The organism is Corynebacterium sp. KPL2680 (genome assembly GCF_040225675.1).
Classification (GTDB): Bacteria; Actinomycetota; Actinomycetes; order Mycobacteriales; family Mycobacteriaceae; genus Corynebacterium; species Corynebacterium rhinophilum.
This window is the reverse complement of sequence record NZ_JBEHFM010000001.1, coordinates 181,687-204,202: the sequence shown is the minus strand read 5'-3', so window position 1 is coordinate 204,202 and position 22,516 is coordinate 181,687. Positions and strand designations below refer to the sequence as shown.

Below are 22,516 nucleotides of genomic sequence, written 5' to 3'. Positions count from 1 at the left end.
CGATGAGTGAGACCATCACCTCCGCATCCGCCACGGCCCGCTACGTCCGCGTTACCCCGATGAAGGCACGTCGTGTGCTCGATCTGGTCCGCGGCAAGTCCGTAAGCGAAGCTTTGGCAATCCTGAAGTACGCACCGCAGGGTGCTTCCAAGCCAGTTGCAAAGGTCGTTGCTTCCGCAGCCGCTAACGCTGAGAACAACTTCGGCCTCGACCCACGCACCCTGGTCATCTCCGAGGCATACGCCAACGAGGGGCCGACCATGCGTCGTTTCCAGCCGCGTGCACAGGGTCGTGCATTCATGATTCGTAAGCGCACCAGCCACATCACCGTGGTTGTCGAAAGCCAGCAGGAAGGGGCCAAGTAATGGGCCAGAAGATCCATCCTCACGGCCTACGTTTGGGCATCACTTCCGACTGGAAGACCCACTGGTTCGCGGATAAGGACTACGCGAACTACGTAGCCGAAGACATCAAGATTCGTAACTACCTCAACAAGGGCCTCGAGCGCGCCGGCATCGCCGACATCGTTATCGAGCGCACCCGTGACCGCGTCCGCGTGGACATTCACACCGCCCGTCCGGGCATCGTGATTGGCCGCCGCGGTGCTGAGGCTGACCGCATCCGCCGCGAGCTGGAAAAGCTCACCGGCAAGATGGTTGCCCTCAACATCCTCGAGGTCAAGCAGGTAGACGCAAACGCAACCCTGGTTGCTCACTCCATCGCGGAGCAGCTGGTTAACCGCGTCGCATTCCGTCGTGCAATGCGCAAGGCTATCCAGTCCGCTATGCGCCAGCCACAGGTTAAGGGCATCAAGATTCTGCTGTCCGGGCGCCTGGGCGGTGCAGAAATGTCCCGCGTTGAGCGCTACCACGAGGGCCGCGTTCCGCTGCACACTCTTCGCGCCGAGATCGACTACGGCACCGCAGAGGCCCACACCACCTTCGGCCGCATCGGCATCAAGGTGTGGATCTACAAGGGTGACGTCGTCGGTGGCGTACGCGAGTCCGAACTGAACGCTCCGGCACAGGGCCGTGGCCGTGGTGACCGCAATGGTCGCTCCCGTCGCGGTGGCCAGCGCCGCCAGCGTGCACAGCAGAAGCAGGAGGGCTAATCCATGCTGATTCCTAAGCGTGTTAAGTACCGCCGTCAGCACCGCCCGAGCCGTCGTGGCGTGTCCAAGGGCGGAAACCGCATTAACTTCGGCGATTACGCAATCCAGGCACTGGAGCCTGCGTACATCACCAACCGTCAGATTGAGGCCGCACGTATTGCCATCAACCGCCACGTTAAGCGTGGTGGCAAGGTGTGGATCAACATCTTCCCGGACCGTCCGTTGACCCAGAAGCCGCTCGGTGTTCGTATGGGTTCCGGTAAGGGCCCGGTTGAGAAGTGGGTGGCTAACGTGAAGCCTGGCCGCGTACTTTTCGAGATGAGCTACCCAACTGAGGCTGTTGCAATCGAGGCTCTGCGCCGCGCTGGCCAGAAGCTTCCTTGCAAGGTCCGCATCATCAAGAAGGAGGACCAGTTCTAATGGCAACCGGTACCCCCGCCCACGAGTTCCGTGAGCTCGACAACGCAGAGCTGGAAACCCGTCTGAAGGATGCGAAGGAAGAACTGTTCAACCTTCGTTTCCAGAAGGCCACCGGCCAGCTGACCAACAACCGCCGCATCGGCACGGTTAAGCGCGACATTGCCCGCATCTACACCGTTCTGCGCGAGCGCGAGCTGGGCCTGTCTGTCGCTCCGGGAGCTGAGGCTTAATCATGAGTGAGGCTAACGTGACTGAATCCAAGAAGGGACCAACTCCGAAGAAGGAGAAGGTCAAGGGTGCTCCTAAGGTCCGCACCGGCTACGTCGTCTCGGACAAGATGTCCAAGACCATTGTCGTCGAGTTGGAAGACCGCAAGCAGCACGCTCTGTACGGCAAGATTATGCGCTCTAACAAGAAGGTTAAGGCGCACGATGAGGAAGAAACCGCAGGCGTAGGCGATCTCGTACGTATCGCTGAGACCCGCCCGCTGTCCAAGGACAAGCACTTCCGTCTCGTAAAGATCATCGAGAAGGCTAAGTAAACCCTAGCCAGCGCAGCCCCTGTACCGGACCATTTGGTTCGATACAGGGGCTTTTCGCTGTTTCAGAGTTCTTAAGGCCGGGCTCTTCCATAGAACCAGTAGGGCACCCAGGTGACGTCGTCTGAAGAAAGGCCCCAGTCTTTCACCGCGAGGCCCCGAACCTTCTTCGCCAAGTCCCCTTCGCCGGAGACCCACACGTAGCCTGGTGCCGGCGCACCGGCATAATCTGCTTTCAGCGCGGCAACAACAGATTCCGCTTCCTGGTGCGGCTCGGTGCGAAGGGCGCTCAGACTGCGCACGCTCGTTTTCCACCTGGCCGCGAGCCCAGGTTCTATCTCGTCATCGCTAGTTACCACGGCCATAACGTCGGTACGGGCGAGCATCGCCGGGTCACGGCCTTCTTGGTAGGCAAGGATATGTCGCAGGGCCGGCAGTGCGGAGGCATCGGCGACCAATAGTTGTGGTGCTTCGGTTGGCTGCCACAGCTCGTTGCAGGTAAAGAACCCCGCTGTATCGCCGGGCTGCGCGTTCCGAATCCATCGCGAGCCGGGCCCGGAATCGCCGTGGGTCACCACGTCGACATCGACTGTGGCGTCCTCAGGGTGGAGCGCGCGAATGGTGTACCAGCGCAGATCGGGCCTAGTTTCTTCGCCTATAGCGGCAACGGCTGCCCGGATATTGACCCCGTCGACGGGGAAGGGTGAGAATTCTTGCCCGGCTTGCGGCATGACGAGGCCAAAGAATTCATCAGGGCCGGCGAGCTGATACGTCCGGAAGGCCTCGGCGTGAAACGTCAAACGGTGCAGGCGCGGGCGGATCTGTTTATTGGCAGTCAGGGTTACGGGAATCAGTTGGTGTTCAGGCATCGGCGACGATTGTAGGGAGGAGTTCATGCACCCAACATACTCCTGCAAAGCTAAGCCTTGCCTATGCACTGGGCCGGCGTCTAAGATGAGCAACGTTATTTTCCTCCTTGATTGAAAGGGCTAGCCTCATGAAGATTTTTGGGCGCCGTACCATGGGTGTTGTGGCACTGCTGTCCGTCGGAGCCGTCGCATTAGCCGGTTGCTCGCGCGGTGAGGGCGATGAGAGCACGCAGTCCACCGATGCAGCCAGCGAGGAGCGGGTGGCTAGCCTGGGCTTGGGTGATGCCGATACGCTGCTCGCCCTGGGTATTACTCCCGTGACGGTGGCGCCGTGGGGCGCTGAGGGCGATGGCGATCCTTCCGGCGTTGGCCCGTGGGCAAAGAAGCTTCTGGGCGATGCAAAGCCGGAGGTCATCTACAACACCGCAACGGGCTTTACCGCGGAGACCTTTGAGCAGATCACCGCTGCAGACCCCACCAAGATCATTGCGGTGAACCAGGCAGTGGATGCGCGCACGAAGGAATCCTTGGAAGAGATCGCGGCAACCACCGTCAAGCCGGATGGGTATGAAGACTGGCAGGTTCCCTGGGAAGACCAGGTAGAGGCCATCGCGGACGCCGTTGACAAGGAAGACGAAGGCGATAAGCTTATCGCTGATACCGAGAAGGCTTTCGAGGAATTCCGCCGCGAGCACACCGAATTGCAGGGCAAGTCCGCGGCCATCGTCATGCCTTATGACGGCAAGATTGGCCTGTACACCGATGAGGACGGGCGCGGACAGTTCATCGAGGATCTAGGCATGGAGATCCCGGATGAGCTGCAGGGCGATGGCAGCAGCTTCTTCGTTGACATTGCCCCGGAAAACTACGCGAAGCTCAACCAGGTTGATCACCTCTTCGTCTTGGACTACAACGGCTCCGCGGATGTCTTGAAGAAGGATAAGACCTTCCAGGGCCTGGATATTGTCAAGGATGGGCGTGTGCGCTACCTGGACACGGATACCGGCAACGCCATGAGCATGCCGAACCCAGTGACCATTCCGTGGGCAATGGATAAGTTTGAAGAGAAGCTGTAATTGTCAGCAACCACGAAGGGCGGACCGATTATCCAGACGGGTTCCACAACGGAAGGCCCCGCAGTCACACCAGTAATGACGCGGGGAAGGGGCGGCACGCCGTTTCTTGTTGCCCTCATCCTCGCCAGCCTCGTGCTGGCGGTGGCGTCCTTGGCGCTAGGTTCGCGTTCGATTCCGCCCGATGAGGTCATCGCCGCGCTGCGCGGAGCGGGGGAGCAGGATATTCGCGATATCGTGTGGAACCTGCGCATGCCGCGCACCTTCTTGGCCTATTTCGCCGGCGCGGCCCTTGCCGTCGCCGGTGTCTTGGCGCAATCGTGGACCAGGAACCCGCTAGCGGACCCCGGATTTATCGGTATTACCGCAGGCGCGTCGTTCTTCGTTGCCCTAGGCACGGCCATTGGCATTGCTACCACCACCGGCATGCGCACCTCCTTCGCGCTTGTCGGCGCGGGCATTACCACGCTGCTGGTCCTGGCCGTCTCCCGGCGGTTTCAGGATCCGCTAACGCTCATTCTGGTCGGCGCTGGCGTCTCCGCCGCTCTGGGATCGGGAGCGGTGATCATCGGCCTGTATTCCACGGACGTCCTCGATAGCATGCGGCGCTGGACCATCGGCTCGACCTTTGGGCGCGGCCCAGAAGACGTCGCCATTGCGGGTATTGGCCTGCTCATCGGCCTGGCGTGCGCGGCAATGGCGGCCAGGCCGCTTGACCTATTGGCCATGGGGGAAGAGTCCTCGCTCGCCTTGGGCGGATCCCCCACTACCGCGCGGGTGGGCGCGGCACTAAGCGTCGTGGTGTTGGCCGGCAGCGCGACGGCGGCAACGGGTCCCATCGCTTTCGTTGGCTTCGCCATTCCCCACATCGTGCGGCGGGTGGTCGGCCCCAGCGTTGCCACGATGATCCTGCCCTCCGCGCTCCTGGGCAGTTGCGCCGTGCTTGCCGCCGACATCATCGGCCGCCTCATTGTGGGTAACTCGGAGCTAGAGATGTCCATCGTTCTTGCCATCGTGGGCGCGCCTTTCCTCATTTGGGGCGCTCACCGCGGCGTGGGCAGAGCGTGGGGCGATAACGCATGACAACAATAAGCAGTACCCTGCAAGCGCAGCAGCGTCGCAGGCACGTCCGCGTGCTCGCATCGACGCTGGTATTCGGCCTTATCGCCTTTGGCGCCTACCTGGTGTTGCTGGGGCAAGGGCCTTTGGAGTTGAGCCCGCGGCAGGTCCTCGATGTGCTCACCGGCGGCGGCAGCGAGAGCCACATCAGGGTGGTCTGGGACTTACGCCTGCCTGTTGCCATCGCCACCGTCATCGTCGGCGCCGCCCTCGGCGTGGCTGGCTCATGGACGCAGACCATGGCCCGCAACCCGCTGGCATCGCCAGATATCCTGGGCGTGACCGGCGGCGCATCGGTCCTGGTAGTGCTGGGCACCGTGCATTCGCGCCCCGGTTTCGCAGACGGCATCCCGGACTTCTGGTGGCGGGCATGCTTGGCGATGATCGGAGCCCTCCTCGTCGTCATCCTCCTCGCCGTCCTGGGTGGCATCGGCACGAGCAACCGCATCGTCATCGTCGGCATTGCCTTATCGCTGATGTTTCAAGCCGTCGTGGCGTATTTGATGCGCAGCGCGCAGATCCAGCGCGCGGCCGAGGCGCAAACGTGGCTGGCGGGCTCGACCGGGTTCGTGCGCATGGAGGTCATCGTGCCCTTACTCGTGGCATTAGCGCCGTTTCTCGCCATAGGCATCTGGTGTGCGCGGGAGCTGCCGCTGCTCGCCCACGATGATTCTTCTGCGACCACCCTGGGCGTGAATATCTCCCGCCAGCGCGCCCTGCTGCTCATTGCTGCTACCGGGATCTGCGCGGTGGTGGTCTCGGTGGTTGGTCCCATTGGATTTATCGCCCTGCTGGCCCCGCACCTGGCGCGGATGGTGGCGCGCACACCCACGCCATCGCCGGTGGCATCGGCAGCCGCGGGCGCGGCGCTGCTCACCGTGTGCGCCGTTATCGCCGGCGCGATTCCGGTCAACGCCCCGGTGGGTGCGGTCTCCTCGGTCATCGGCGGCTGCGCCCTGGTGGGATTGGTGTGGAATGCGGCCCGGCGCACGTAATCGCTGTGGCGCGCCACAGCGAGGATTGGGCGAGCGAAGCAACCACAAAGTCCTACACACTCGTACGTGGATGAAGGAAAAGATATGACGGATAATCAGCCCACGCGCTCGAAGCGCCGGTGCAGCCTCCAGGCCACCGGCATCCATGCGGGATATAAGGACGGCGAGGATATTCTCGCCGGCGTCGATCTGCATGCACGCGCCGGTGAGGTCACCACGCTCATCGGGCCCAATGGCTGCGGCAAGTCCACGCTGCTCAAGACGCTGTCTAAAATCCTGGCCCCGCGGCAGGGCAGCGTTATGGTCGGGGACGCCGACCTGCATGCGATGAACGCGAAGGAAGCCGCGCAGCAGGTGGCGCTGCTGCCACAGCACCCCGTGGCCCCCGATGGATTGCGGGTGGGCGAGTTGGTCGCGCGCGGGCGCCACCCCTATCAGGGCAGGATGCGCGGTCTTTCTCCTACGGACCGAGAGATCATCGCCCACGCCTGCGAAGCCACGGACATTGTGGACTTCCTCGAGCGCGATATCGCCTCCCTATCGGGTGGGCAGCGCCAACGCGTCTGGCTAGCGCTAGCGTTGGCGCAAGATACGCCGGTGCTGCTTCTCGATGAACCCACGACCTTCCTCGACCCCGCCCACGCCATGAGCATGCTGGAGCTGGCTCGAACACAGGCGCGCGCCGGCAAAACGGTGGTTGTGGTCCTGCACGATCTCATGCTGGCGGGCCACTACTCCGATTCCATGGTGGTAATGAAAGCTGGCGATATCATCGCGCGCGGCGCACCTAAGCAAGCGCTGGCCCCCAAGGTCTTGGCGCAGGCCTATGGCATCGAGGTGGAGGCCTGGGACGATCCGCTTGGTGATGCCCCCATTATCGTCCCTCGCCGCGTCCTCCCCAGCGACAAGTAAGCGCTCCCCCGCTAAGCGCGGGGAGCGTGTTGCTCAGATCGGCTACTGCCGCGCCAACCGGCGGATATCCAAAACCGAAATCGCGATGATGAAGAGGCTGAGCACGCAGCCGACGCTGAGGAGGAAATTGCCAATGCGGTAGGTTCCCGTGCCTACCTCCGCCATATTGCCGTAGATGTAGATCCAGATTCCCCAGCCCACCAGCAGCACGATGCCGGCGATTCCGGAGAGCAGCTTGAGACTGCGTGGGGAAGCGGGAGCGAAGAACTTAAAGGCGGCATCGATAAGCGCGGCCGCTGCCAGGGCGATGCTTAATCCACCCGAGAGCCACAGCGGGAGCAGGGCTGCGGTGCCGACGACAACGGGGAGGATGAAGGCGAGGAACGCTAAGAGGAATAACCCCAGGTGTATCCACATCGTGCGCTTGGTGTAGCTCATAGGGCAGACTCTACTTCCTTGCGCAGTGGGGGATTGGCGCCGGTGCGGGAGACGGTGATGCCGGCCGCGGTGGCGGCGAAGTGGAGGATATCGCGCCACTGTTCGGCGCTTAGTGCTGCGGCCTTGTCCGCATCGAGGTCGCGTTCATCCAGTTGCGTCAAAAGGGCTGCCATGATGGTGTCGCCGGCGCCGATGGTATCGGTGACCTCAACCGCGGCTGCGGGAACGTCGAGGGAAATATCCCCAGCCCTGACGCTAATTCCATCGCCGCCGCGGGTGGTGACCACGATGGGTACCTGGTGGGTGAAGTCTTCGCCTAAAAAGTCCACCTCTTCATCCGATAACTTCAGCACCGAGATGTGAGGCAGCAAATCCGTCAGGAATTTCTTATGCGCCTCGGTGGCATAAAAGGGCCGGATATTGGGATCTAGGGCCACGAGCGTTCCCTGTGCGGCGAAGTCCTTGAGCAGCTGCGCGTAGCGGGAAGCACCCGGCTCCAAGGCCAAGGAAACGGTGCCGAAGCAGGCAATATCTGCCGGAACTAGTTTGGGTTCAACGAAGCGATCCGCAGTGCCTTCCACATAAAAGTTATAGGAGGCCGTGCCGTTATCCGCGATGGTGGTCACCGCCAGGGTGGTCGGTTCCTCGCCGCGCTGCACGTGGGCGGTCTCGACGCCTTCTTCCTCAAGGCGCCGGAATAATTCCTGGCCAAACCCATCGGTAGAAATCCGTGATTGGAACTCCACGTCCGCGCCCAAGCGTGCCGCGGCGATGGCCACGTTGAAGGGGCCGCCGCCCAACGCCGGGGTGAGGTCATTCAAGCGGCCGGGGGATACCGGAACCAAGTCCACGAGGCCTTCGCCGCACACATGAATAGTCATAGTTCCATAGTATCGGGGACATGAACCACCGACCGAACTTTCACCTCGCCCCGCCACTGGGCCGCCTCAATGACCCCAATGGCCTTTTTGTGGATGGCGATATTCTGCACGCGTATTACCAGCATGACCCTGTCTTTCCGCACGAGCCCAAGCGGACTGGCTGGGGTCACGCCACCACGACGGTGTCCGCGCCCGCTCCGTGGCGACATTACCCCGATGCGCTCTATCCTGACCTGCCCTATGACAAGGATGGGTGCTACTCCGGCGGGGCCGTGGTTGACGGCACTGACGTGTGGCTTTTTTATACCGGAAACCTGAAAGAAGCCGGGCGCCGCATCCCCTCACAGAATCGCGTGCGGGTCATGGACCCCTCCGGGCCGGAAGGCGGGATTTATGTCCGCGATGCCGCTAACCCGCTTATTGCTGATTCCCCGGAGGGATATACCGGCCACTTCCGCGATCCCCATATTTCTCGCGCTGGGGAGGGATGGCGCATGGTCATTGGTGCGCAAACGGAAGATGAACGCGGAACCATCGTGCTGTATTACTCGCGGGATTTAAAGCAGTGGGATTTCCAGGGAGAGCTTGTTTTTGATGATCCCGCGCAGCTTCCCGGTGGCTATATGTGGGAGTGCCCCAACCTGCTGACCTTTGGGGATAAGCACGTGCTCATTTTCTGTCCACAGGATGAGACGGACCGTTGCGGCTACGTCGTCGGGACCTTGGATGGGCTTAATTTCCACGTTGAGCGCGGCTTTACCCTGCTGGATCACGGCACGCAGTTCTATGCGCCGCAGGCAACCGAGGAAAACATCCTGCTGGGCTGGATAGGCATGCCCGCTCATGATGAGACTCCAACGCAGGGGTGGGTGCATACCTTGACTATTCCGCGGCGGCTGTGGCTGGAGGATAACTACCTGTGCCAAGAACCGCTGTGGTCTGCACTGCCGGAAACCCGCGGCAGGGAGGGCTTTGGCTCGACCATTGATGTCACGGGGGAGGGGGCATATGCGCTTGTCGATGCCACTGGCAACGAAGCGTTCCGCGTGGTGCAAGGCGGTGGCACCATCTCTTTCAATGGTGGCGAGCCGATCGCGTGCCCCGATGGAGAAATGCGGTTGATTGCTGATGGCTGCGCCGTAGAAGTCTTTGCCGGTGGCGGGCGCATCGCCGCGGCTTTCGCGGTCTTTGGCGATGCTCCCTGGCAGGCATGGGAGCCGCTGGACTAAGACCCTGCGGAACTAGGGCCGACAGCTTTTGCTTTGTGGACATTTAGGTACAAACAGACTTAAATAGGAAGTAGTCAATCACATTCGGTCATTTAATGTGACCTAAATAACAAAGGTTGGTCCATGGAGCATAAAGAGGTCGCCGCCCGCACCCTCAAGGCATTAGGCGGCGAAGATAATATTATTGCCCTTGCCCACTGCGCCACGCGCTTGCGCATGGTCTTGGATGATTCGGACAGGGTAGATACCGCAGCGCTAGACAACGATCCAGATCTGAAGGGCACCTTCGAAGCCGGTGGCATGTTCCAGGTCATCGTGGGCCCGGGCGATGTCAATATCGTCTTTCAGGAAATGACCAAGTCCATTTCCAAGGACGTCGCCGTGTCCACCGATCGCCTCAAGGATATTGCCGCGGAATCAGGGAACTGGTTCTCCCGTGCGGTCAAGGTCTTGGCCGATATCTTTGTTCCGCTAATCCCAATCCTGCTCGGCGGCGGTCTATTGATGGCATTAAATAATGTGCTGACCGCGCCGGGACTATTTGGGGATCAATCAGTCATCGAAATGTATCCCTCGTGGGAAGGGTTTGCCGGGCTGGTCAACCTCCTGGCATCCGCCCCCTTTGCCTTCCTTCCTATCCTCGTGGGCTTTACTGCTACTAAGCGCTTTGGCGGTAATGAATTCCTCGGTGCGGGCATGGCCATGGCGATGGTCATGCCAGATTTGGTTAGCGGCTATAACGTTGCTGAGGCTATTGAAAATGGCGAGATGCCCTACTGGGATATCTTTGGCTTAGACGTTGCCCAGGCCGGCTACCAGGGGTCCATCTTGCCTATTTTGGTCATCGCCTGGATTTTGGCGACGATTGAAAAGTTCCTACACAAGCACCTCAAGGGCACCGTGGACTTCATGCTCACGCCCCTGCTTACCCTGCTGGTGACCGGCTTTATTACCTTTATGGGACTGGGTCCAATCTTGCGTACCGCCGGTGAATGGTTGGGCATGGGGCTGGCCAACCTGTATGACCTTGCAGGTCCTGTGGCCGGCTTCCTTTTCGGTCTGGTTTATTCACCGATCGTCATTACCGGTCTACACCAATCCTTCCCGCCCATTGAGACGATGCTGTGGAATGAGGGCGGTTCCTTCATCTTCCCCATTGCCTCGATGGCCAATATCGCCCAGGGTGGTGTGGCCTTGGCCGTGTACTTCCTGGCGCGTTCCGAAAAGCTCAAGGGCTTGGCCGGTGCCTCCGGTATCTCGGCGCTGTTTGGTATTACTGAGCCCGCGATCTTCGGTGTTAACCTGCGCCTGCGTTGGCCGTTTTATATCGGTATGGCGGCATCAGCCATCGCCTCTACGTTCATCGCCATTTTTGGCGTGCTTGCGGATGCCCTCGGTGCCGCCGGCTTCATTGGCTTCGTCTCCGTTCCCCGCTTTGTCCCGACCTTCTTGTTGTGTGGTGTCATCGCCTTCGCCGTAGCCTTCATCGGGGCTTACCTATACGGGCGCGTGCTCATCCATCGCAATGGCACCATTGACCCTGATGAGATCAATCCGCCCGCCGCGCAGGCTTTGGCTGCCGAGGCCGCTGAAGAGTCTGCTGCCAGTACTTCCGCGGCCGAGGATGCCGCGACGATCTTTTCCCCGCTAGAGGGAAATGCCGTGCCCCTATCTAAAGTTGAGGACCCCATGTTCGCCGGGGGCAAGCTGGGTAAAGGCGTTGCGATCGAACCGACCGTCGGCAAGCTCGTCGCGCCTGCCGATGGCACCATCACCGTGACCTTCCCCTCCCACCACGCCTACGCCCTGCGCGTGGAAGACCCAGAGGTGGGGCCGATCGACATCCTTATGCACATTGGCTTCGATACGGTAAACCTCAAGGGCGAACACTTCACCTCACACGTCAATAAGGGCGATACCGTCAAGCAAGGCGAGGTCCTGGCTGAATTCGATATCGAGGCCATTAAGGAAGCGGGACTGCCGGTAACGACGCCAATCGTTGTGTCCAACGCCAAGAAGACCGGCCCCGTTATTCCCACCGAGGCTTTCCGCGAGGGCGAGCTCATCGGTTCTGGAACTGACCTATTTACCGTTGACCCAAAGGCTGGGCAGGAGACTGCGGAGACTTCTGCGAGGGAAGCTACGTCTTAAGGGCTGGGGTTTCTGATACAAGAAAGGCTGGGGATAAACCCCAGCCTTTTTACTTGTTGGTATTCATTAGGCGCCGTTGCGCGCCCGACGGGCGAGCGCATTGCCCAAGCCTTGGATTGCTTGTACCACCACGATGAGGATAATCACGGTGAAGATAATGGCTACGGTGTCGAATTGCTGATAACCATAGGAGACCGCCAAGTCACCGACGCCTCCACCACCGATGGTGCCCGCCATCGCGGCGGCAGAAATCAAGGTGATGGTGGATGTAGTCAGTGCCAAGATTATCGAAGCCCTAGCCTCCGGCAGCAAGAAATAGCGGATGGTTTGCCATAGGGAAGCGCCCATGGATTCCGCTGCTTCTAGGATGCCTTCACCAACTTCCAGCACCGATTGCTCGATGAGGCGAGCCATAAACGGCGCTATGAAGGCGCTATGAAGATGGTAAGCGGCACCAGCGCACCGTATTGACTAGGAAGTCTGTGATCCTGAACAGCACACGGTTGGGGTACATGCCTTGCGGGTGAGCAAGGGCCAGGATGATTCCCAGGGTAACTCCGCCTATTGTCCCCAGGAAGAGGGAAATGCCCACCATATAAAGGGTTTGCCAGCCGGCCTCTAGATACTGATCGATAGAAACCTTGGTATCGAAAATTTCGGTTAAGTCCATTAGTTCACTACTTCTGCATTGAGCTGACCCTGCCGCTGGAAGATGCCGTGGAAGCACGGTCTTTACCAACTGCTGAGTCAGGGGTTGCTGAGGGGCAGAGGAAAGGCTGGATTCAAAGAGTACGAGGTTTACCACGGGCTACAGATGCACCCCGCTAAAGGACGCAACCGCTGTGAAGTGAAAACCCTGCTTTTTGTGTTTTGGAAGTAGCTAGTTCATGTGGTTCAATATGTTAGTTGCGAGAGCTGGTCGGTCCGCAGTGGTGCGTTTCCGAATCGCCGGTCCGAGACCCATCGACGCCGTACGGTGTTCGTTGTAAAAGTTCGCGCACAGCAAGTTTGTAGACCGCGTGTGGCAAGGACGGAAATCTTGTCGCACATCAATCCAGGTCAGGAGACCCATAGTGATTCAGCAGGAATCGCGTCTGCGCGTCGCCGACAACTCTGGTGCACGTGAACTTTTGTGCATCCGCGTTCTCGGTGGCTCAGTCCGACGCTTCGCTGGCATCGGCGACGTAATTGTCGCCACCGTCAAGGACGCTGTTCCAGGCGGCAGCGTAAAAGAAGGCGATGTAGTTAAGGCAGTTATCGTCCGCGCGAAGAAGGAAACCCGTCGTCCGGACGGCTCCTACATCCGCTTTGATGAGAATGCTGCAGTTATTCTGAAGGGCGATAGCGAACCTCGCGGTACCCGTATCTTCGGCCCGGTTGCTCGTGAACTCCGTGATAAGCGTTTCATGAAGATCGTTTCTCTAGCACCGGAGGTGATCTAATCTTATGAAGATCCATAAGGGAGATATGGTGATTGTCATTTCGGGCCCAGATAAGGGTGCGAAGGGCAAAGTCATCGAGGCGTACCCGAAGCGCGAAAAGGTCCTCGTTGAGGGCGTTAACCGCATCAAGAAGCACGTCGCAAACTCCGCTACTGAGCGTGGCGCCGAGTCCGGCGGAATTGTTACCCAAGAAGCCCCGATCCACGTGTCCAACGTAGCGATCGTTGACTCTGAGGGTAACCCGACCCGCGTGGGCTACCGTTTCGACGAGAACGGCAAAAAAGTCCGCATCGCGCGTAGCAACGGGAAGGACATCTAAAAATGAGCGAGAACTACACCCCGCGTCTGAAGACTCGCTACCGCGAGGAAATCCGCAAAAACCTGAATGAAGAGTTCAAGTATGACAACGTCATGCAGATCCCTGGCGTCACCAAGGTCGTAGTCAACATGGGTGTTGGCGAAGCCGCTCGTGACTCCAAGGTTATCAATGGTGCTCTCGAGGACCTGACCGCTATCACCGGTCAGAAGCCACAGCTGCGTCGTGCTAAGAAGTCCATCGCGAACTTCAAGCTGCGCGAAGGCATGCCCATCGGCGCACGCGTTACCCTACGTGGCGACCGTATGTGGGAGTTCCTGGACCGCCTGTTGACCATCGCGCTGCCACGTATTCGTGACTTCCGCGGTCTGTCTGACCAGCAGTTTGACGGCCACGGTAACTACACCTTCGGCCTGTCCGAGCAGTCTATGTTCTACGAAATCGACATTGACAAGATCGATCGTCCCCGTGGTATGGACATCACCGTCGTTACCAGCGCTACCAACGACGAGGAGGGCCGTAAGCTTCTGCGCGAGCTCGGCCTCCCGTTCAAGTAAATAGAGATAGAGCGCTAAAAGGTCCCAACTCCATGGAAGGAGTTGGGACCTTTTAATTTTGTTGTCATCTGTGGATTCTAGGGGTCATTGCAACGATGACGGTTACTTGGGTGTGATACTACCGGTTTGTGTCAGGGCGTTGGTCAGGACTTCGGCTGATGTGCGCCAGTTGAGTGCTTTGCATGGTTTGTGATTGGTGGCGATCATCTCTAGGTTCTCGGCGCTGTAGATGGACAGGTCACTGTTTTGGCAAGGTTTCTTCTGAGCCTGCCGTTGGTGTTTTCGTTGCTGCCGCGTTCCCACGGCGGTCCTGGGTGGCAGAAGTAGATGGGAATATCAGTGGCCATGGTAAAGGCTATACGGCCAGACACTTCACTTTCTTGGTCCGGTCGTGTCCTCCTTATTAAGCTTTAAAAACATAAGGAACGTCGAAGCTATCATTAGCCCAACGGCGAATGTGTAGTTTGAAGCATTCATTAATCCACCAAAAATGGATAGTACAAATCCGACGATAAAAGCCCCAGATTCCGATCTTGGGTAAGAATCTCTACGTATAAAGGCGTAGTGCAGGGCCATGTATATTACTGCCATAACAAGAGGGAAAAGCCTTAATTCTCCCCAGAAAAAACCCGCTACACAAGTGGATACAAGAATGCTGGCAGGAAGTAAAATAGATTTCGATATGCGACTAAACAAAGCTAATCGCACTTCTCACGGGGAGCTTTCTCCCATCCAATGTTCATGAATTGGCTTAGGTCATAACATTGATCGTCATGGGCCCATTTTCGCTTAGCAGTCAATTTATTCCACGCTGCGGTTGCAGCAACGCTACATGCGGTGCCGAACTTTACTGACTTTCCTAAGAGCCCGCAGACAGTACCTGCGAACCCAGAAGCACCAAGGCTCCAAAACTCCTCGCCCGTCATGTAAATACGGGGACCCCAGTCCCATTCGAACCTTACGAATGAAGCCGGTGAAGCTTTCACAGGATCGCCCAGTACGTCGTACTCGACAGAAATTCCTTCCGGGAAAACCTTTTTGTAGGTTTCCACCTTTCTTCCGTAGAGGACTACTTCAGATGTTTTTTGGAAATCATCACGCTTTAGTTGGGATCGCCGTTTATGAGGGTCGTGAGAATACTCATCTCCAAAGTTGAACAATTCAACATAGTTTTCGGACGTGACGGCGGAAGGTTCCTGAGCAGTGGCTGGAGCTATAGCTCCACTGGTGATCAAAAGTGCGGACAAGGCGATTGAGCTAAATTTACTTCGCATAATGTTTCTTCGTTAATTGGGGATGAATCAGGAAGCTTGGTAAAACCCAGGCTATCCCATTGAACTATGTCAATGCAGCGCTTCAGTTTAGCTTCCACCCCTATTCGGGGAGAGATTTAAAGGCTTGTGGTGTAAATAACCACTTTAAAACGCAAAATGAGCCCGGCCCGAGCTGGTACTCGACCCTTTTCAAGGCTCAGATCTGCGGTATAGGTTGATGCTTATTGGTTTTTAAGGTCGTGGATCAGTTCCAATTGAGAGGCCGTCGCAATGGGGTGGTGCAACGGCCTCTGGAGTCAAAGGGCTACTGACTGTTCTTGGAGCGCTTTTTCATCAGGGCTATGCCGGCGCCAATAAAGACTGCAGCGAGCACGAGTACCCAACCGACATTGGCACCCGTGGAAGCCAGCGAACCTTTGTGGGAGTTGGAGGAACCTCCGCCGGATCCGGAGCCAGGTCCAGAGCCCCCGTTCGTTGCGCCCTTAGCGGTAGTGGATTTGCTGGAGCCTTCTGACTTCCCAGCGCTATTGCCCTTGGCCGCCTTGGCGCCCGCATTTGATCCAGATGAGTTAGAGGCCTTGGACTTATCGGATCCCGGCTTAGTAGTGCCGGTGCTATTCGGGCCGTTATCCGGTTTGGTAGCACCTGGTTGCTTATTCTTCGAGGAGTCTGCGGGCTTGCCCTCTTCCTTATCGCCTTCTTCGGCAGCGCCTTTTCCGCCGGGCTGGGTGGTTGAATCACCCACGAGGAAGGTAACGGTGTGCCAGTCGGTGAGTTTGTCGCCGTTGTGGTTGACGGCACGCATGTCCATCTCATAGCGGCCTGGTTCTGTAAAAATCCAGTGCGCGTGGACATGGAAAGGCCCGTCCTCAACGCCCTTAATCGTATGGGTACCGTTGCTATCGGCCAAGGTTCGTTCCGGTGTATTCAGGGAGGCAGTGTGGCCGGCCCACCATTTTCCGTCCGTAGGTGCCGACTTGGGGCGAACCTCGATAGCAGCGTCACGGTAGTCTTGCCCGACCTTGATCGTGTCCCATCCCGGCCACACAGCATTGTGATCCTGTTGTAATGGCAGGTGGTAAATCGTCGAGCCAGTCTTTACCATTCCGGTAAAGGACAGGGTCTTAGCCAGAGAGTCAGCGACCGGCACGCGTTGCGTATCGTGAACGCGTAGCGCTACGTCTTCAGGCACGTTGTGGCGGTCGTCTTCGTTGACATAGAAGCCGAGCTTATTGTCCACAACCTTTGGCCCGAAGTCGATGTGGCCCTTGGTAATCTCGCGCTTCTGGGACGGTGTTGCGCTGGGAGCAGGTTCCGTTGTCTCTGGGTTTCGTTCTTTCGACGGCGCGGTGCTTTCCGTGCCGTTATCGGCGGAGCTTCCGGCATCGTTCTCGGTCGTGCCATCGGTACTGTCGTTGGATCCGCCTTCAGACGCATTGTCGTTTCCCTTAGTTGGTGGGGTAGCAGATGATGAATCCTCGCTAGCTACCTTGAAACGCAGAACGGCCTTTTTCGCGGTTTTGCCGTCTTTTTCGGCTACCGTGACACCAACTTCATACGTACCGGGCTTGTTGAATGCCCAGTTAAGGTGCATGTGGTCTGGGCCTTCGGTGGTATAGGAATGCGTACCATCGCTGCCGGCAAGGCGCTGGTCCAGGCCGGTTTGATCAGCCAGGTATGCCAACCATTCGCCGTCCTTCGGGGCTTTGACGGGGGTAAAGGTAAAGGTGTAATTCTTCTTGGTGTCCTGGTAGGCATCTTCGGTGCTTATCCCAGGCCACACCACGCCGGTGCGCTGTGTCTCTGGCAGGACGTAGGCAGCGCTGCCTTTCTTTCCAAAGTGGGGGATGTCTTTGTCCAAGGTGGTCTTGACCTGCTTGGGAACGCTGAAAAAGACATCGGATGGCTTACGCCAGATTGCACCAATGTGGTAGAGGTTCGTCTCGTCCTTGATGCCCAGGTGTAGCTCACCATCCTCGTGGATAGGGGCGATATCGACGTGACCCCGGTGCAGATTGAGCTCCTTGTTGGGGGCGTCCTTATCCTTCGGGCCCTGCGGTTTGGGCTTGGGGACACTGGGAACCGAAGGCTTTGGGGTCGTGGAAGGTGCCTCAGGGGAAGACTCTTCGGTTGGGGCGGAACCCTCTGACTCTTCTGCTTCTTCCGAGTCCTGCGGCTTCTCTGGTGCGTTGGAGTCTTCTGGCTTCTCCGATCCTTCTTGTTCCGGTGCATCCCCGGAAGCGGAAGCCTCCGGGAACGAGACGGTGGTCTCAGCTACCGGCTTATAAGCGTCTTTATGGGTATGGCTAAATAGCGTGGCGCCGCCGGCATTGGAGCGCGAATCAGGAACGATGCGTAGCATGAGCTGGTAGCCGGGCTGCTTACAGCCCTCGATGAGTTGCTTGCTCGTCCTTAGCCCCGGCCCAGAAGTAAAGCCGATTTCGCAATCTGCAACAGCGTTCTGCGGCAGGCTAGTCATCGGTTCGCCATTTACTTTGTAGAAGCCGCCGGTAACGCGCACCGTGGTACGGTCATCCTCGGGAGCTACGGTGATGTCGATATTACGGTCGTCCTCGCCGTACACTTTACTGGTGGAAACGGTGATATTTGGGCTCGTGATCTCAAGGGGATCGGTCTCAAACGGCTCTAACTCTTCCATCTCTGGGGTAGGAAGCTCGCCGCTTTTCGTTGTGTAAGCTTCCGCATCTTTACCGTCTTTTTCCCCGTCGGTGCTGGTCCAGAACTTTATGGGTTCGGATACCCAGCGTGGGCTTGGGGAATTATTGTCGGGAATGAAGATGGCTTGGAAGTTGGATTCTTCATCACCAATCATTTCATCCCACGAAGCCTTACCGCCTTCTACCTTGCGCTCGGCTAGATAGTGGCCGTTGATGGTGAATACGGCGCGGCCGGAGTCCTTGGCATTGCCGGTATCGAGGGAGAGCGTGGTGAGGATGCCTTCCTTCGCACCCTTGGTATCAGCCGTGGAGGGCGCCATCTTAAACATAGGGGTGTTGGACTCGGAATCTTCGCCTGCGGAGCCTTCAGACTTGGCGTCGTTAAAGGCAGCTTCAAGGTCGGTAATCGTGCGCTCGGCGGGGTTGGTGCCGCCTACCTGCCATACCAGGGTTTGTGGCTCGGAGTGGATGAAGGTGCCATCCTTCTTTCGAGCCGAAGCGCGGTAGGTTACTTCGTAGTGGCCAGGACGGGTAAACGTCGTGGCGTTATGCGTATGCGTGCCTGCATTAACCCAGGTGGTACGGAATCCTGGGTCGTGAGAGGACCAGAGGCGGTTGAGGGGATAGTTCTCGTCGCTGTAGGTAAACAATTCCATGCGGCCGGGGCCCTTGAAATCAACGATTTCCATGTTGAAGGATTTATCGCGGAATTGATCGGTGGGAAGATCTGCGGCGGCACCGAACCCAGCCCAGATGGGCATGGTGTTTTTGGGAAAGCCGACCGCGGGGCCGCCGTAGTACATGAGCTGGTTTTTCTCGGCATTGAGAAACTCGAAGCGCGGGTCATCAGGAACGCGCCAGGCATAGGCCCCCAAGCCTCCATCGACGCGGCCGTGGCTGACCCAGTTGATCGTGTCCTCGATGGGGACTAGGCCCGCACTATTGGACATGAGTTTGAAGTTTCCGTCCTTCCACACCGCGTGCGGGGAATCCACGTGCGTTTGGGTGCGGACAAGGGGGGCTTCCTTAGCGAGGGCGAAGGGAGCGTAGAATAACGCGAGCGCCAAGGCCACGACTATGGTGGCAAGGCGGGTTAATGAGTTGGGCAAGGGCATAAGGTTCTCCCAAGGTTAAGTGCAGTGAACTTTTATACAGCTGGGGCGAATATTACACTATTGCAAACAGTTATCGTTAACACTGTTGAAAAATAGTGAGCCTTTGCCCGAGAGCTGGGAAAGAAGATATAGAAATTTCCCACCTCCGGTTGCGGAAGCGGGGACGGTGTAAGGCTGAGGCAAAGGAGCGGATAAGCGAAAGGCGGGCGAGTGACCGCAGTGTTGCTGAGCAGTGAAGCTCTGTCGTCTGCGGTGCGGGTAGTTCCCTCGTGTCCCCATACGCTTGAGTCCCCGGCTAGGCCTTGTTTACCGGAGTCATAGAGATCGGTTGCGGTATAGATGAGCCAGTTCTGGGCAGAGTTTCCAGTGCGCACACATAGCTTGTCGCCGATGGTGACCTTGTGCCCGTTAGTTGACCCATCGTAGAGATTATTGGAACCGGCAGGTACGGCGGCGCCGGTGTGCCCAGCGATAACGACGATATCTTAGGCATTTGTTCCGGGCAGGGAGTAGGGGCGGTCTGCGGCAGTATAAGTGCAGGCCTTGTCCATGGTGTCGGGGTCTATAGCGCCATCGACTACCCGGCATGCGCCCGCGGCAAATTGCGCATGGACGTCAATGGCAAGGATAAACATTTCTACACCTGCAGACGGTTCGATTACGGGAGCATTTTCTGCAGAAACTTCGTTAGTATCTAGTCCTTGAGGCGAGCTGATGCTGCGTTCGGGCGTATTGAGGCTGCGATCGATCGTGCTGATGATGGGAATCGTTGCAACGACCCTCTGAACTCAAGTTCTTCTTTACGGCCGGGCTCTTCCATAGAACCAGTAGGGCACCCAGGTGACGTCGTCTGAAGAAAGGCCCCAGTCTTTCACCGCGAGGCCCCGAACCTTCTTCGCCAAGTCCCCTTCGCCGGAGACCCACACGTAGCCTGGTGCCGGCGCACCGGCATAATCTGCTTTCAGCGCGGCAACAACAGATTCCGCTTCCTGGTGCGGCTCGGTGCGAAGGGCGCTCAGACTGCGCACGCTCGTTTTCCACCTGGCCGCGAGCCCAGGTTCTATCTCGTCATCGCTAGTTACCACGGCCATAACGTCGGTACGGGCGAGCATCGCCGGGTCACGGCCTTCTTGGTAGGCAAGGATATGTCGCAGGGCCGGCAGTGCGGAGGCATCGGCGACCAATAGTTGTGGTGCTTCGGTTGGCTGCCACAGCTCGTTGCAGGTAAAGAACCCCGCTGTATCGCCGGGCTGCGCGTTCCGAATCCATCGCGAGCCGGGCCCGGAATCGCCGTGGGTCACCACGTCGACATCGACTGTGGCGTCCTCAGGGTGGAGCGCGCGAATGGTGTACCAGCGCAGATCGGGCCTAGTTTCTTCGCCTATAGCGGCAACGGCTGCCCGGATATTGACCCCGTCGACGGGGAAGGGTGAGAATTCTTGCCCGGCTTGCGGCATGACGAGGCCAAAGAATTCATCAGGGCCGGCGAGCTGATACGTCCGGAAGGCCTCGGCGTGAAACGTCAAACGGTGCAGGCGCGGGCGGATCTGTTTATTGGCAGTCAGGGTTACGGGAATCAGTTGGTGTTCAGGCATCGGCGACGATTGTAGGGAGGAGTTCATGCACCCAACATACTCCTGCAAAGCTAAGCCTTGCCTATGCACTGGGCCGGCGTCTAAGATGAGCAACGTTATTTTCCTCCTTGATTGAAAGGGCTAGCCTCATGAAGATTTTTGGGCGCCGTACCATGGGTGTTGTGGCACTGCTGTCCGTCGGAGCCGTCGCATTAGCCGGTTGCTCGCGCGGTGAGGGCGATGAGAGCACGCAGTCCACCGATGCAGCCAGCGAGGAGCGGGTGGCTAGCCTGGGCTTGGGTGATGCCGATACGCTGCTCGCCCTGGGTATTACTCCCGTGACGGTGGCGCCGTGGGGCGCTGAGGGCGATGGCGATCCTTCCGGCGTTGGCCCGTGGGCAAAGAAGCTTCTGGGCGATGCAAAGCCGGAGGTCATCTACAACACCGCAACGGGCTTTACCGCGGAGACCTTTGAGCAGATCACCGCTGCAGACCCCACCAAGATCATTGCGGTGAACCAGGCAGTGGATGCGCGCACGAAGGAATCCTTGGAAGAGATCGCGGCAACCACCGTCAAGCCGGATGGGTATGAAGACTGGCAGGTTCCCTGGGAAGACCAGGTAGAGGCCATCGCGGACGCCGTTGACAAGGAAGACGAAGGCGATAAGCTTATCGCTGATACCGAGAAGGCTTTCGAGGAATTCCGCCGCGAGCACACCGAATTGCAGGGCAAGTCCGCGGCCATCGTCATGCCTTATGACGGCAAGATTGGCCTGTACACCGATGAGGACGGGCGCGGACAGTTCATCGAGGATCTAGGCATGGAGATCCCGGATGAGCTGCAGGGCGATGGCAGCAGCTTCTTCGTTGACATTGCCCCGGAAAACTACGCGAAGCTCAACCAGGTTGATCACCTCTTCGTCTTGGACTACAACGGCTCCGCGGATGTCTTGAAGAAGGATAAGACCTTCCAGGGCCTGGATATTGTCAAGGATGGGCGTGTGCGCTACCTGGACACGGATACCGGCAACGCCATGAGCATGCCGAACCCAGTGACCATTCCGTGGGCAATGGATAAGTTTGAAGAGAAGCTGTAATTGTCAGCAACCACGAAGGGCGGACCGATTATCCAGACGGGTTCCACAACGGAAGGCCCCGCAGTCACACCAGTAATGACGCGGGGAAGGGGCGGCACGCCGTTTCTTGTTGCCCTCATCCTCGCCAGCCTCGTGCTGGCGGTGGCGTCCTTGGCGCTAGGTTCGCGTTCGATTCCGCCCGATGAGGTCATCGCCGCGCTGCGCGGAGCGGGGGAGCAGGATATTCGCGATATCGTGTGGAACCTGCGCATGCCGCGCACCTTCTTGGCCTATTTCGCCGGCGCGGCCCTTGCCGTCGCCGGTGTCTTGGCGCAATCGTGGACCAGGAACCCGCTAGCGGACCCCGGATTTATCGGTATTACCGCAGCTGCGTCGTGCTAAGAAGTCCATCGCGAACTTCAAGCTTCGTGAGCGCATGCCCATCGGCGCACGCGTTACCCTGCGCGGCGACCGTATGTGGGAGTTCCTGGACCGCCTGCTGACCATCGCGCTGCCACGTATTCGTGACTTCCGCGGTCTCTCTGATCAGCAGTTCGACGGCCATGTCAACTACACCTTCGGCCTGTCCGAGCAGTCTATGTTCTACGAGACCGACATTGACAAGATCGATCGTCCCCGTGGTATGGACATCACCGTCGTTACCACCGCTACCAACGACGAGGAGGGCCGCAAGCTCCTGCGCGAGCTCGGCTTCCCGTTCAAGTAAGCACTCGCTTACGGCCTTAAG

The 22,516-nt window shown here is 58.6% G+C and carries 24 protein-coding genes and 2 pseudogenes; 17 read left to right on the top strand and 9 right to left on the bottom strand.

Annotated elements, in window-relative coordinates; all coding sequences use genetic code 11:
• Window positions 1-2 precede the first annotated feature (2 nt).
• From rplV to rpsQ, 5 genes are read left to right on the top strand one after another with little or no spacing between them, the layout of a single operon-like run.
• Complete coding sequence (rplV, locus tag ABRP66_RS01005) at window positions 3-365, top strand: 50S ribosomal protein L22 (RefSeq protein ID WP_005276938.1); 363 nt, start codon at window positions 3-5, stop codon at window positions 363-365.
• Window positions 365-1,111, top strand: coding sequence for a 30S ribosomal protein S3 (gene rpsC, locus ABRP66_RS01000; protein ID WP_005276941.1), 747 nt, complete (start codon window positions 365-367; stop codon window positions 1,109-1,111). Before rplV ends, rpsC begins: the two co-directional genes overlap by 1 nt.
• 3 nt (window positions 1,112-1,114) lie before the next feature.
• Window positions 1,115-1,531, top strand: a complete 417-nt coding sequence (gene rplP / locus ABRP66_RS00995; RefSeq protein ID WP_005276943.1) for a 50S ribosomal protein L16 — start codon at window positions 1,115-1,117, stop codon at window positions 1,529-1,531.
• Window positions 1,531-1,761 (top strand): 50S ribosomal protein L29, encoded by a 231-nt coding sequence (rpmC, locus tag ABRP66_RS00990; RefSeq protein WP_005276944.1) that lies wholly within the window; start codon window positions 1,531-1,533, stop codon window positions 1,759-1,761. Before rplP ends, rpmC begins: the two co-directional genes overlap by 1 nt.
• A gap of 2 nt (window positions 1,762-1,763) precedes the next feature.
• A complete protein-coding gene (gene rpsQ / locus ABRP66_RS00985) occupies window positions 1,764-2,072 on the top strand; it encodes a 30S ribosomal protein S17 (RefSeq protein WP_023025182.1) in 309 nt (102 codons plus the stop codon).
• A 71-nt stretch (window positions 2,073-2,143) separates the two neighbouring features.
• Here rpsQ and ABRP66_RS00980 read toward each other — a convergent pair whose 3' ends face one another.
• Window positions 2,144-2,938, bottom strand: coding sequence for a siderophore-interacting protein (locus ABRP66_RS00980; protein WP_284849836.1), 795 nt, complete (start codon window positions 2,936-2,938; stop codon window positions 2,144-2,146).
• Between the two features lie 128 nt (window positions 2,939-3,066).
• On the opposite strand from ABRP66_RS00980, the gene ABRP66_RS00975 reads away from it, so the two are divergent.
• The 4 genes from ABRP66_RS00975 to ABRP66_RS00960 all read left to right on the top strand — a co-directional run bounded on the left by ABRP66_RS00975 (window position 3,067) and on the right by ABRP66_RS00960 (window position 7,037).
• Window positions 3,067-4,014: an ABC transporter substrate-binding protein gene (locus ABRP66_RS00975; RefSeq protein WP_284781916.1), complete on the top strand. Its 948-nt coding sequence runs from the start codon at window positions 3,067-3,069 to the stop codon at window positions 4,012-4,014.
• A gap of 75 nt (window positions 4,015-4,089) precedes the next feature.
• Window positions 4,090-5,094, top strand: a complete 1,005-nt coding sequence (locus tag ABRP66_RS00970; RefSeq protein WP_284781924.1) for a FecCD family ABC transporter permease — start codon at window positions 4,090-4,092, stop codon at window positions 5,092-5,094.
• Entirely contained in the window at window positions 5,091-6,125 is a 1,035-nt protein-coding gene (locus ABRP66_RS00965; protein ID WP_284852595.1) for a FecCD family ABC transporter permease, read from the top strand. The genes ABRP66_RS00970 and ABRP66_RS00965 overlap by 4 nt, the downstream gene beginning before the upstream one ends.
• An 84-nt stretch (window positions 6,126-6,209) precedes the next feature.
• Complete coding sequence (locus ABRP66_RS00960) at window positions 6,210-7,037, top strand: ABC transporter ATP-binding protein (protein WP_284771295.1); 828 nt, start codon at window positions 6,210-6,212, stop codon at window positions 7,035-7,037.
• A 42-nt stretch (window positions 7,038-7,079) separates the two neighbouring features.
• On the opposite strand, the gene ABRP66_RS00955 is transcribed toward ABRP66_RS00960, so the two are convergent.
• Complete coding sequence (locus ABRP66_RS00955) at window positions 7,080-7,475, bottom strand: multidrug transporter (RefSeq protein WP_284771288.1); 396 nt, start codon at window positions 7,473-7,475, stop codon at window positions 7,080-7,082.
• On the bottom strand, window positions 7,472-8,356 hold the full coding sequence (locus tag ABRP66_RS00950) for a carbohydrate kinase family protein (protein WP_284852594.1): 885 nt from the start codon (window positions 8,354-8,356) through the stop codon (window positions 7,472-7,474). Before ABRP66_RS00950 ends, ABRP66_RS00955 begins: the two co-directional genes overlap by 4 nt.
• A gap of 20 nt (window positions 8,357-8,376) precedes the next feature.
• Here ABRP66_RS00950 and ABRP66_RS00945 point away from each other — a divergent pair, with 20 nt between their 5' ends.
• Window positions 8,377-9,585 (top strand): glycoside hydrolase family 32 protein, encoded by a 1,209-nt coding sequence (locus ABRP66_RS00945; RefSeq protein ID WP_284852593.1) that lies wholly within the window; start codon window positions 8,377-8,379, stop codon window positions 9,583-9,585.
• Between the two features lie 123 nt (window positions 9,586-9,708).
• The gene (locus tag ABRP66_RS00940) at window positions 9,709-11,736 is read left to right on the top strand and encodes a sucrose-specific PTS transporter subunit IIBC (protein WP_349838178.1); all 2,028 of its coding nucleotides are present in this window, start codon (window positions 9,709-9,711) and stop codon (window positions 11,734-11,736) included.
• 66 nt (window positions 11,737-11,802) lie between these two features.
• Here ABRP66_RS00940 and ABRP66_RS11690 read toward each other — a convergent pair.
• Together ABRP66_RS11690 and ABRP66_RS11685 are read right to left on the bottom strand one after the other, a co-directional pair.
• Window positions 11,803-12,165, bottom strand: a pseudogene (locus ABRP66_RS11690) (ABC transporter permease subunit); the annotation flags it as partial.
• 4 nt (window positions 12,166-12,169) lie between these two features.
• On the bottom strand, window positions 12,170-12,406 hold the full coding sequence (locus tag ABRP66_RS11685) for an ABC transporter permease family protein (protein ID WP_410755986.1): 237 nt from the start codon (window positions 12,404-12,406) through the stop codon (window positions 12,170-12,172).
• A 403-nt stretch (window positions 12,407-12,809) separates the two neighbouring features.
• Here ABRP66_RS11685 and rplN point away from each other — a divergent pair, with 403 nt between their 5' ends.
• The 3 genes from rplN to rplE (ABRP66_RS00920) are packed head-to-tail and all read left to right on the top strand — an operon-like array spanning window position 12,810 to window position 14,051.
• Window positions 12,810-13,178 carry a 50S ribosomal protein L14 gene (gene rplN, locus ABRP66_RS00930; protein WP_121910625.1) on the top strand — a complete coding sequence of 123 codons (369 nt, stop codon included), beginning with the start codon at window positions 12,810-12,812 and terminating at the stop codon, window positions 13,176-13,178.
• Window positions 13,179-13,182: 4 nt separating this feature from the next.
• On the top strand, window positions 13,183-13,497 hold the full coding sequence (gene rplX, locus ABRP66_RS00925; protein WP_005276967.1) for a 50S ribosomal protein L24: 315 nt from the start codon (window positions 13,183-13,185) through the stop codon (window positions 13,495-13,497).
• Between the two features lie 2 nt (window positions 13,498-13,499).
• Complete coding sequence (gene rplE / locus ABRP66_RS00920) at window positions 13,500-14,051, top strand: 50S ribosomal protein L5 (protein WP_349838177.1); 552 nt, start codon at window positions 13,500-13,502, stop codon at window positions 14,049-14,051.
• Between the two features lie 698 nt (window positions 14,052-14,749).
• On the opposite strand, the gene ABRP66_RS00915 is transcribed toward rplE (ABRP66_RS00920), so the two are convergent.
• The 4 genes from ABRP66_RS00915 to ABRP66_RS00900 form a co-directional block, all read right to left on the bottom strand.
• On the bottom strand, window positions 14,750-15,325 hold the full coding sequence (locus tag ABRP66_RS00915; protein ID WP_284771292.1) for a hypothetical protein: 576 nt from the start codon (window positions 15,323-15,325) through the stop codon (window positions 14,750-14,752).
• A 304-nt stretch (window positions 15,326-15,629) separates the two neighbouring features.
• Window positions 15,630-19,118 (bottom strand): choice-of-anchor M domain-containing protein, encoded by a 3,489-nt coding sequence (locus ABRP66_RS00910; RefSeq protein WP_284781919.1) that lies wholly within the window; start codon window positions 19,116-19,118, stop codon window positions 15,630-15,632.
• 485 nt (window positions 19,119-19,603) lie between these two features.
• On the bottom strand, window positions 19,604-19,753 hold the full coding sequence (locus ABRP66_RS00905) for a hypothetical protein (protein WP_284771294.1): 150 nt from the start codon (window positions 19,751-19,753) through the stop codon (window positions 19,604-19,606).
• A 165-nt stretch (window positions 19,754-19,918) separates the two neighbouring features.
• Window positions 19,919-20,713 carry a siderophore-interacting protein gene (locus ABRP66_RS00900; protein ID WP_284849836.1) on the bottom strand — a complete coding sequence of 265 codons (795 nt, stop codon included), beginning with the start codon at window positions 20,711-20,713 and terminating at the stop codon, window positions 19,919-19,921.
• 128 nt (window positions 20,714-20,841) lie between these two features.
• Here ABRP66_RS00900 and ABRP66_RS00895 point away from each other — a divergent pair, with 128 nt between their 5' ends.
• The 3 genes and pseudogenes from ABRP66_RS00895 to rplE (ABRP66_RS00885) form a co-directional block, all read left to right on the top strand.
• On the top strand, window positions 20,842-21,789 hold the full coding sequence (locus ABRP66_RS00895; protein WP_284781916.1) for an ABC transporter substrate-binding protein: 948 nt from the start codon (window positions 20,842-20,844) through the stop codon (window positions 21,787-21,789).
• Between the two features lie 75 nt (window positions 21,790-21,864).
• Window positions 21,865-22,170 carry an iron chelate uptake ABC transporter family permease subunit gene (locus tag ABRP66_RS00890; RefSeq protein WP_410757419.1) on the top strand — a complete coding sequence of 102 codons (306 nt, stop codon included), beginning with the start codon at window positions 21,865-21,867 and terminating at the stop codon, window positions 22,168-22,170.
• Window positions 22,151-22,495, top strand: a pseudogene (gene rplE / locus ABRP66_RS00885) (50S ribosomal protein L5); the annotation flags it as partial. The gene ABRP66_RS00890 and the pseudogene rplE (ABRP66_RS00885), both read left to right, overlap by 20 nt.
• Window positions 22,496-22,516: the final 21 nt, after the last annotated feature.

Excerpts from the sequence above, each read along its gene's own strand:
- ABRP66_RS00960 (WP_284771295.1), top strand. The coding sequence starts at position 6,210 with ATGACGGATAATCAGCCCACGCGCTCGAAGCGCCGGTGCAGCCTCCAG.
- rplE (WP_349838177.1), top strand. The coding sequence starts at position 13,500 with ATGAGCGAGAACTACACCCCGCGTCTGAAGACTCGCTACCGCGAGGAA.
- rpsQ (WP_023025182.1), top strand. The coding sequence starts at position 1,764 with ATGAGTGAGGCTAACGTGACTGAATCCAAGAAGGGACCAACTCCGAAG.
- ABRP66_RS00975 (WP_284781916.1), top strand. The coding sequence starts at position 3,067 with ATGAAGATTTTTGGGCGCCGTACCATGGGTGTTGTGGCACTGCTGTCC.
- ABRP66_RS00945 (WP_284852593.1), top strand. The coding sequence starts at position 8,377 with ATGAACCACCGACCGAACTTTCACCTCGCCCCGCCACTGGGCCGCCTC.
- ABRP66_RS00980 (WP_284849836.1), bottom strand. The coding sequence starts at position 2,938 with ATGCCTGAACACCAACTGATTCCCGTAACCCTGACTGCCAATAAACAG.
- rplP (WP_005276943.1), top strand. The coding sequence starts at position 1,115 with ATGCTGATTCCTAAGCGTGTTAAGTACCGCCGTCAGCACCGCCCGAGC.
- rpmC (WP_005276944.1), top strand. The coding sequence starts at position 1,531 with ATGGCAACCGGTACCCCCGCCCACGAGTTCCGTGAGCTCGACAACGCA.
- rplX (WP_005276967.1), top strand. The coding sequence starts at position 13,183 with ATGAAGATCCATAAGGGAGATATGGTGATTGTCATTTCGGGCCCAGAT.
- ABRP66_RS00915 (WP_284771292.1), bottom strand. The coding sequence starts at position 15,325 with ATGCGAAGTAAATTTAGCTCAATCGCCTTGTCCGCACTTTTGATCACC.
- ABRP66_RS00970 (WP_284781924.1), top strand. The coding sequence starts at position 4,090 with ATGACGCGGGGAAGGGGCGGCACGCCGTTTCTTGTTGCCCTCATCCTC.
- ABRP66_RS00950 (WP_284852594.1), bottom strand. The coding sequence starts at position 8,356 with ATGACTATTCATGTGTGCGGCGAAGGCCTCGTGGACTTGGTTCCGGTA.
- rpsC (WP_005276941.1), top strand. The coding sequence starts at position 365 with ATGGGCCAGAAGATCCATCCTCACGGCCTACGTTTGGGCATCACTTCC.
- ABRP66_RS11685 (WP_410755986.1), bottom strand. The coding sequence starts at position 12,406 with ATGGACTTAACCGAAATTTTCGATACCAAGGTTTCTATCGATCAGTAT.
- ABRP66_RS00940 (WP_349838178.1), top strand. The coding sequence starts at position 9,709 with ATGGAGCATAAAGAGGTCGCCGCCCGCACCCTCAAGGCATTAGGCGGC.
- ABRP66_RS00905 (WP_284771294.1), bottom strand. The coding sequence starts at position 19,753 with ATGTTTATCCTTGCCATTGACGTCCATGCGCAATTTGCCGCGGGCGCA.
- ABRP66_RS00965 (WP_284852595.1), top strand. The coding sequence starts at position 5,091 with ATGACAACAATAAGCAGTACCCTGCAAGCGCAGCAGCGTCGCAGGCAC.
- rplV (WP_005276938.1), top strand. The coding sequence starts at position 3 with ATGAGTGAGACCATCACCTCCGCATCCGCCACGGCCCGCTACGTCCGC.
- ABRP66_RS00910 (WP_284781919.1), bottom strand. The coding sequence starts at position 19,118 with ATGCCCTTGCCCAACTCATTAACCCGCCTTGCCACCATAGTCGTGGCC.
- ABRP66_RS00955 (WP_284771288.1), bottom strand. The coding sequence starts at position 7,475 with ATGAGCTACACCAAGCGCACGATGTGGATACACCTGGGGTTATTCCTC.
- ABRP66_RS00900 (WP_284849836.1), bottom strand. The coding sequence starts at position 20,713 with ATGCCTGAACACCAACTGATTCCCGTAACCCTGACTGCCAATAAACAG.
- ABRP66_RS00895 (WP_284781916.1), top strand. The coding sequence starts at position 20,842 with ATGAAGATTTTTGGGCGCCGTACCATGGGTGTTGTGGCACTGCTGTCC.
- ABRP66_RS00890 (WP_410757419.1), top strand. The coding sequence starts at position 21,865 with ATGACGCGGGGAAGGGGCGGCACGCCGTTTCTTGTTGCCCTCATCCTC.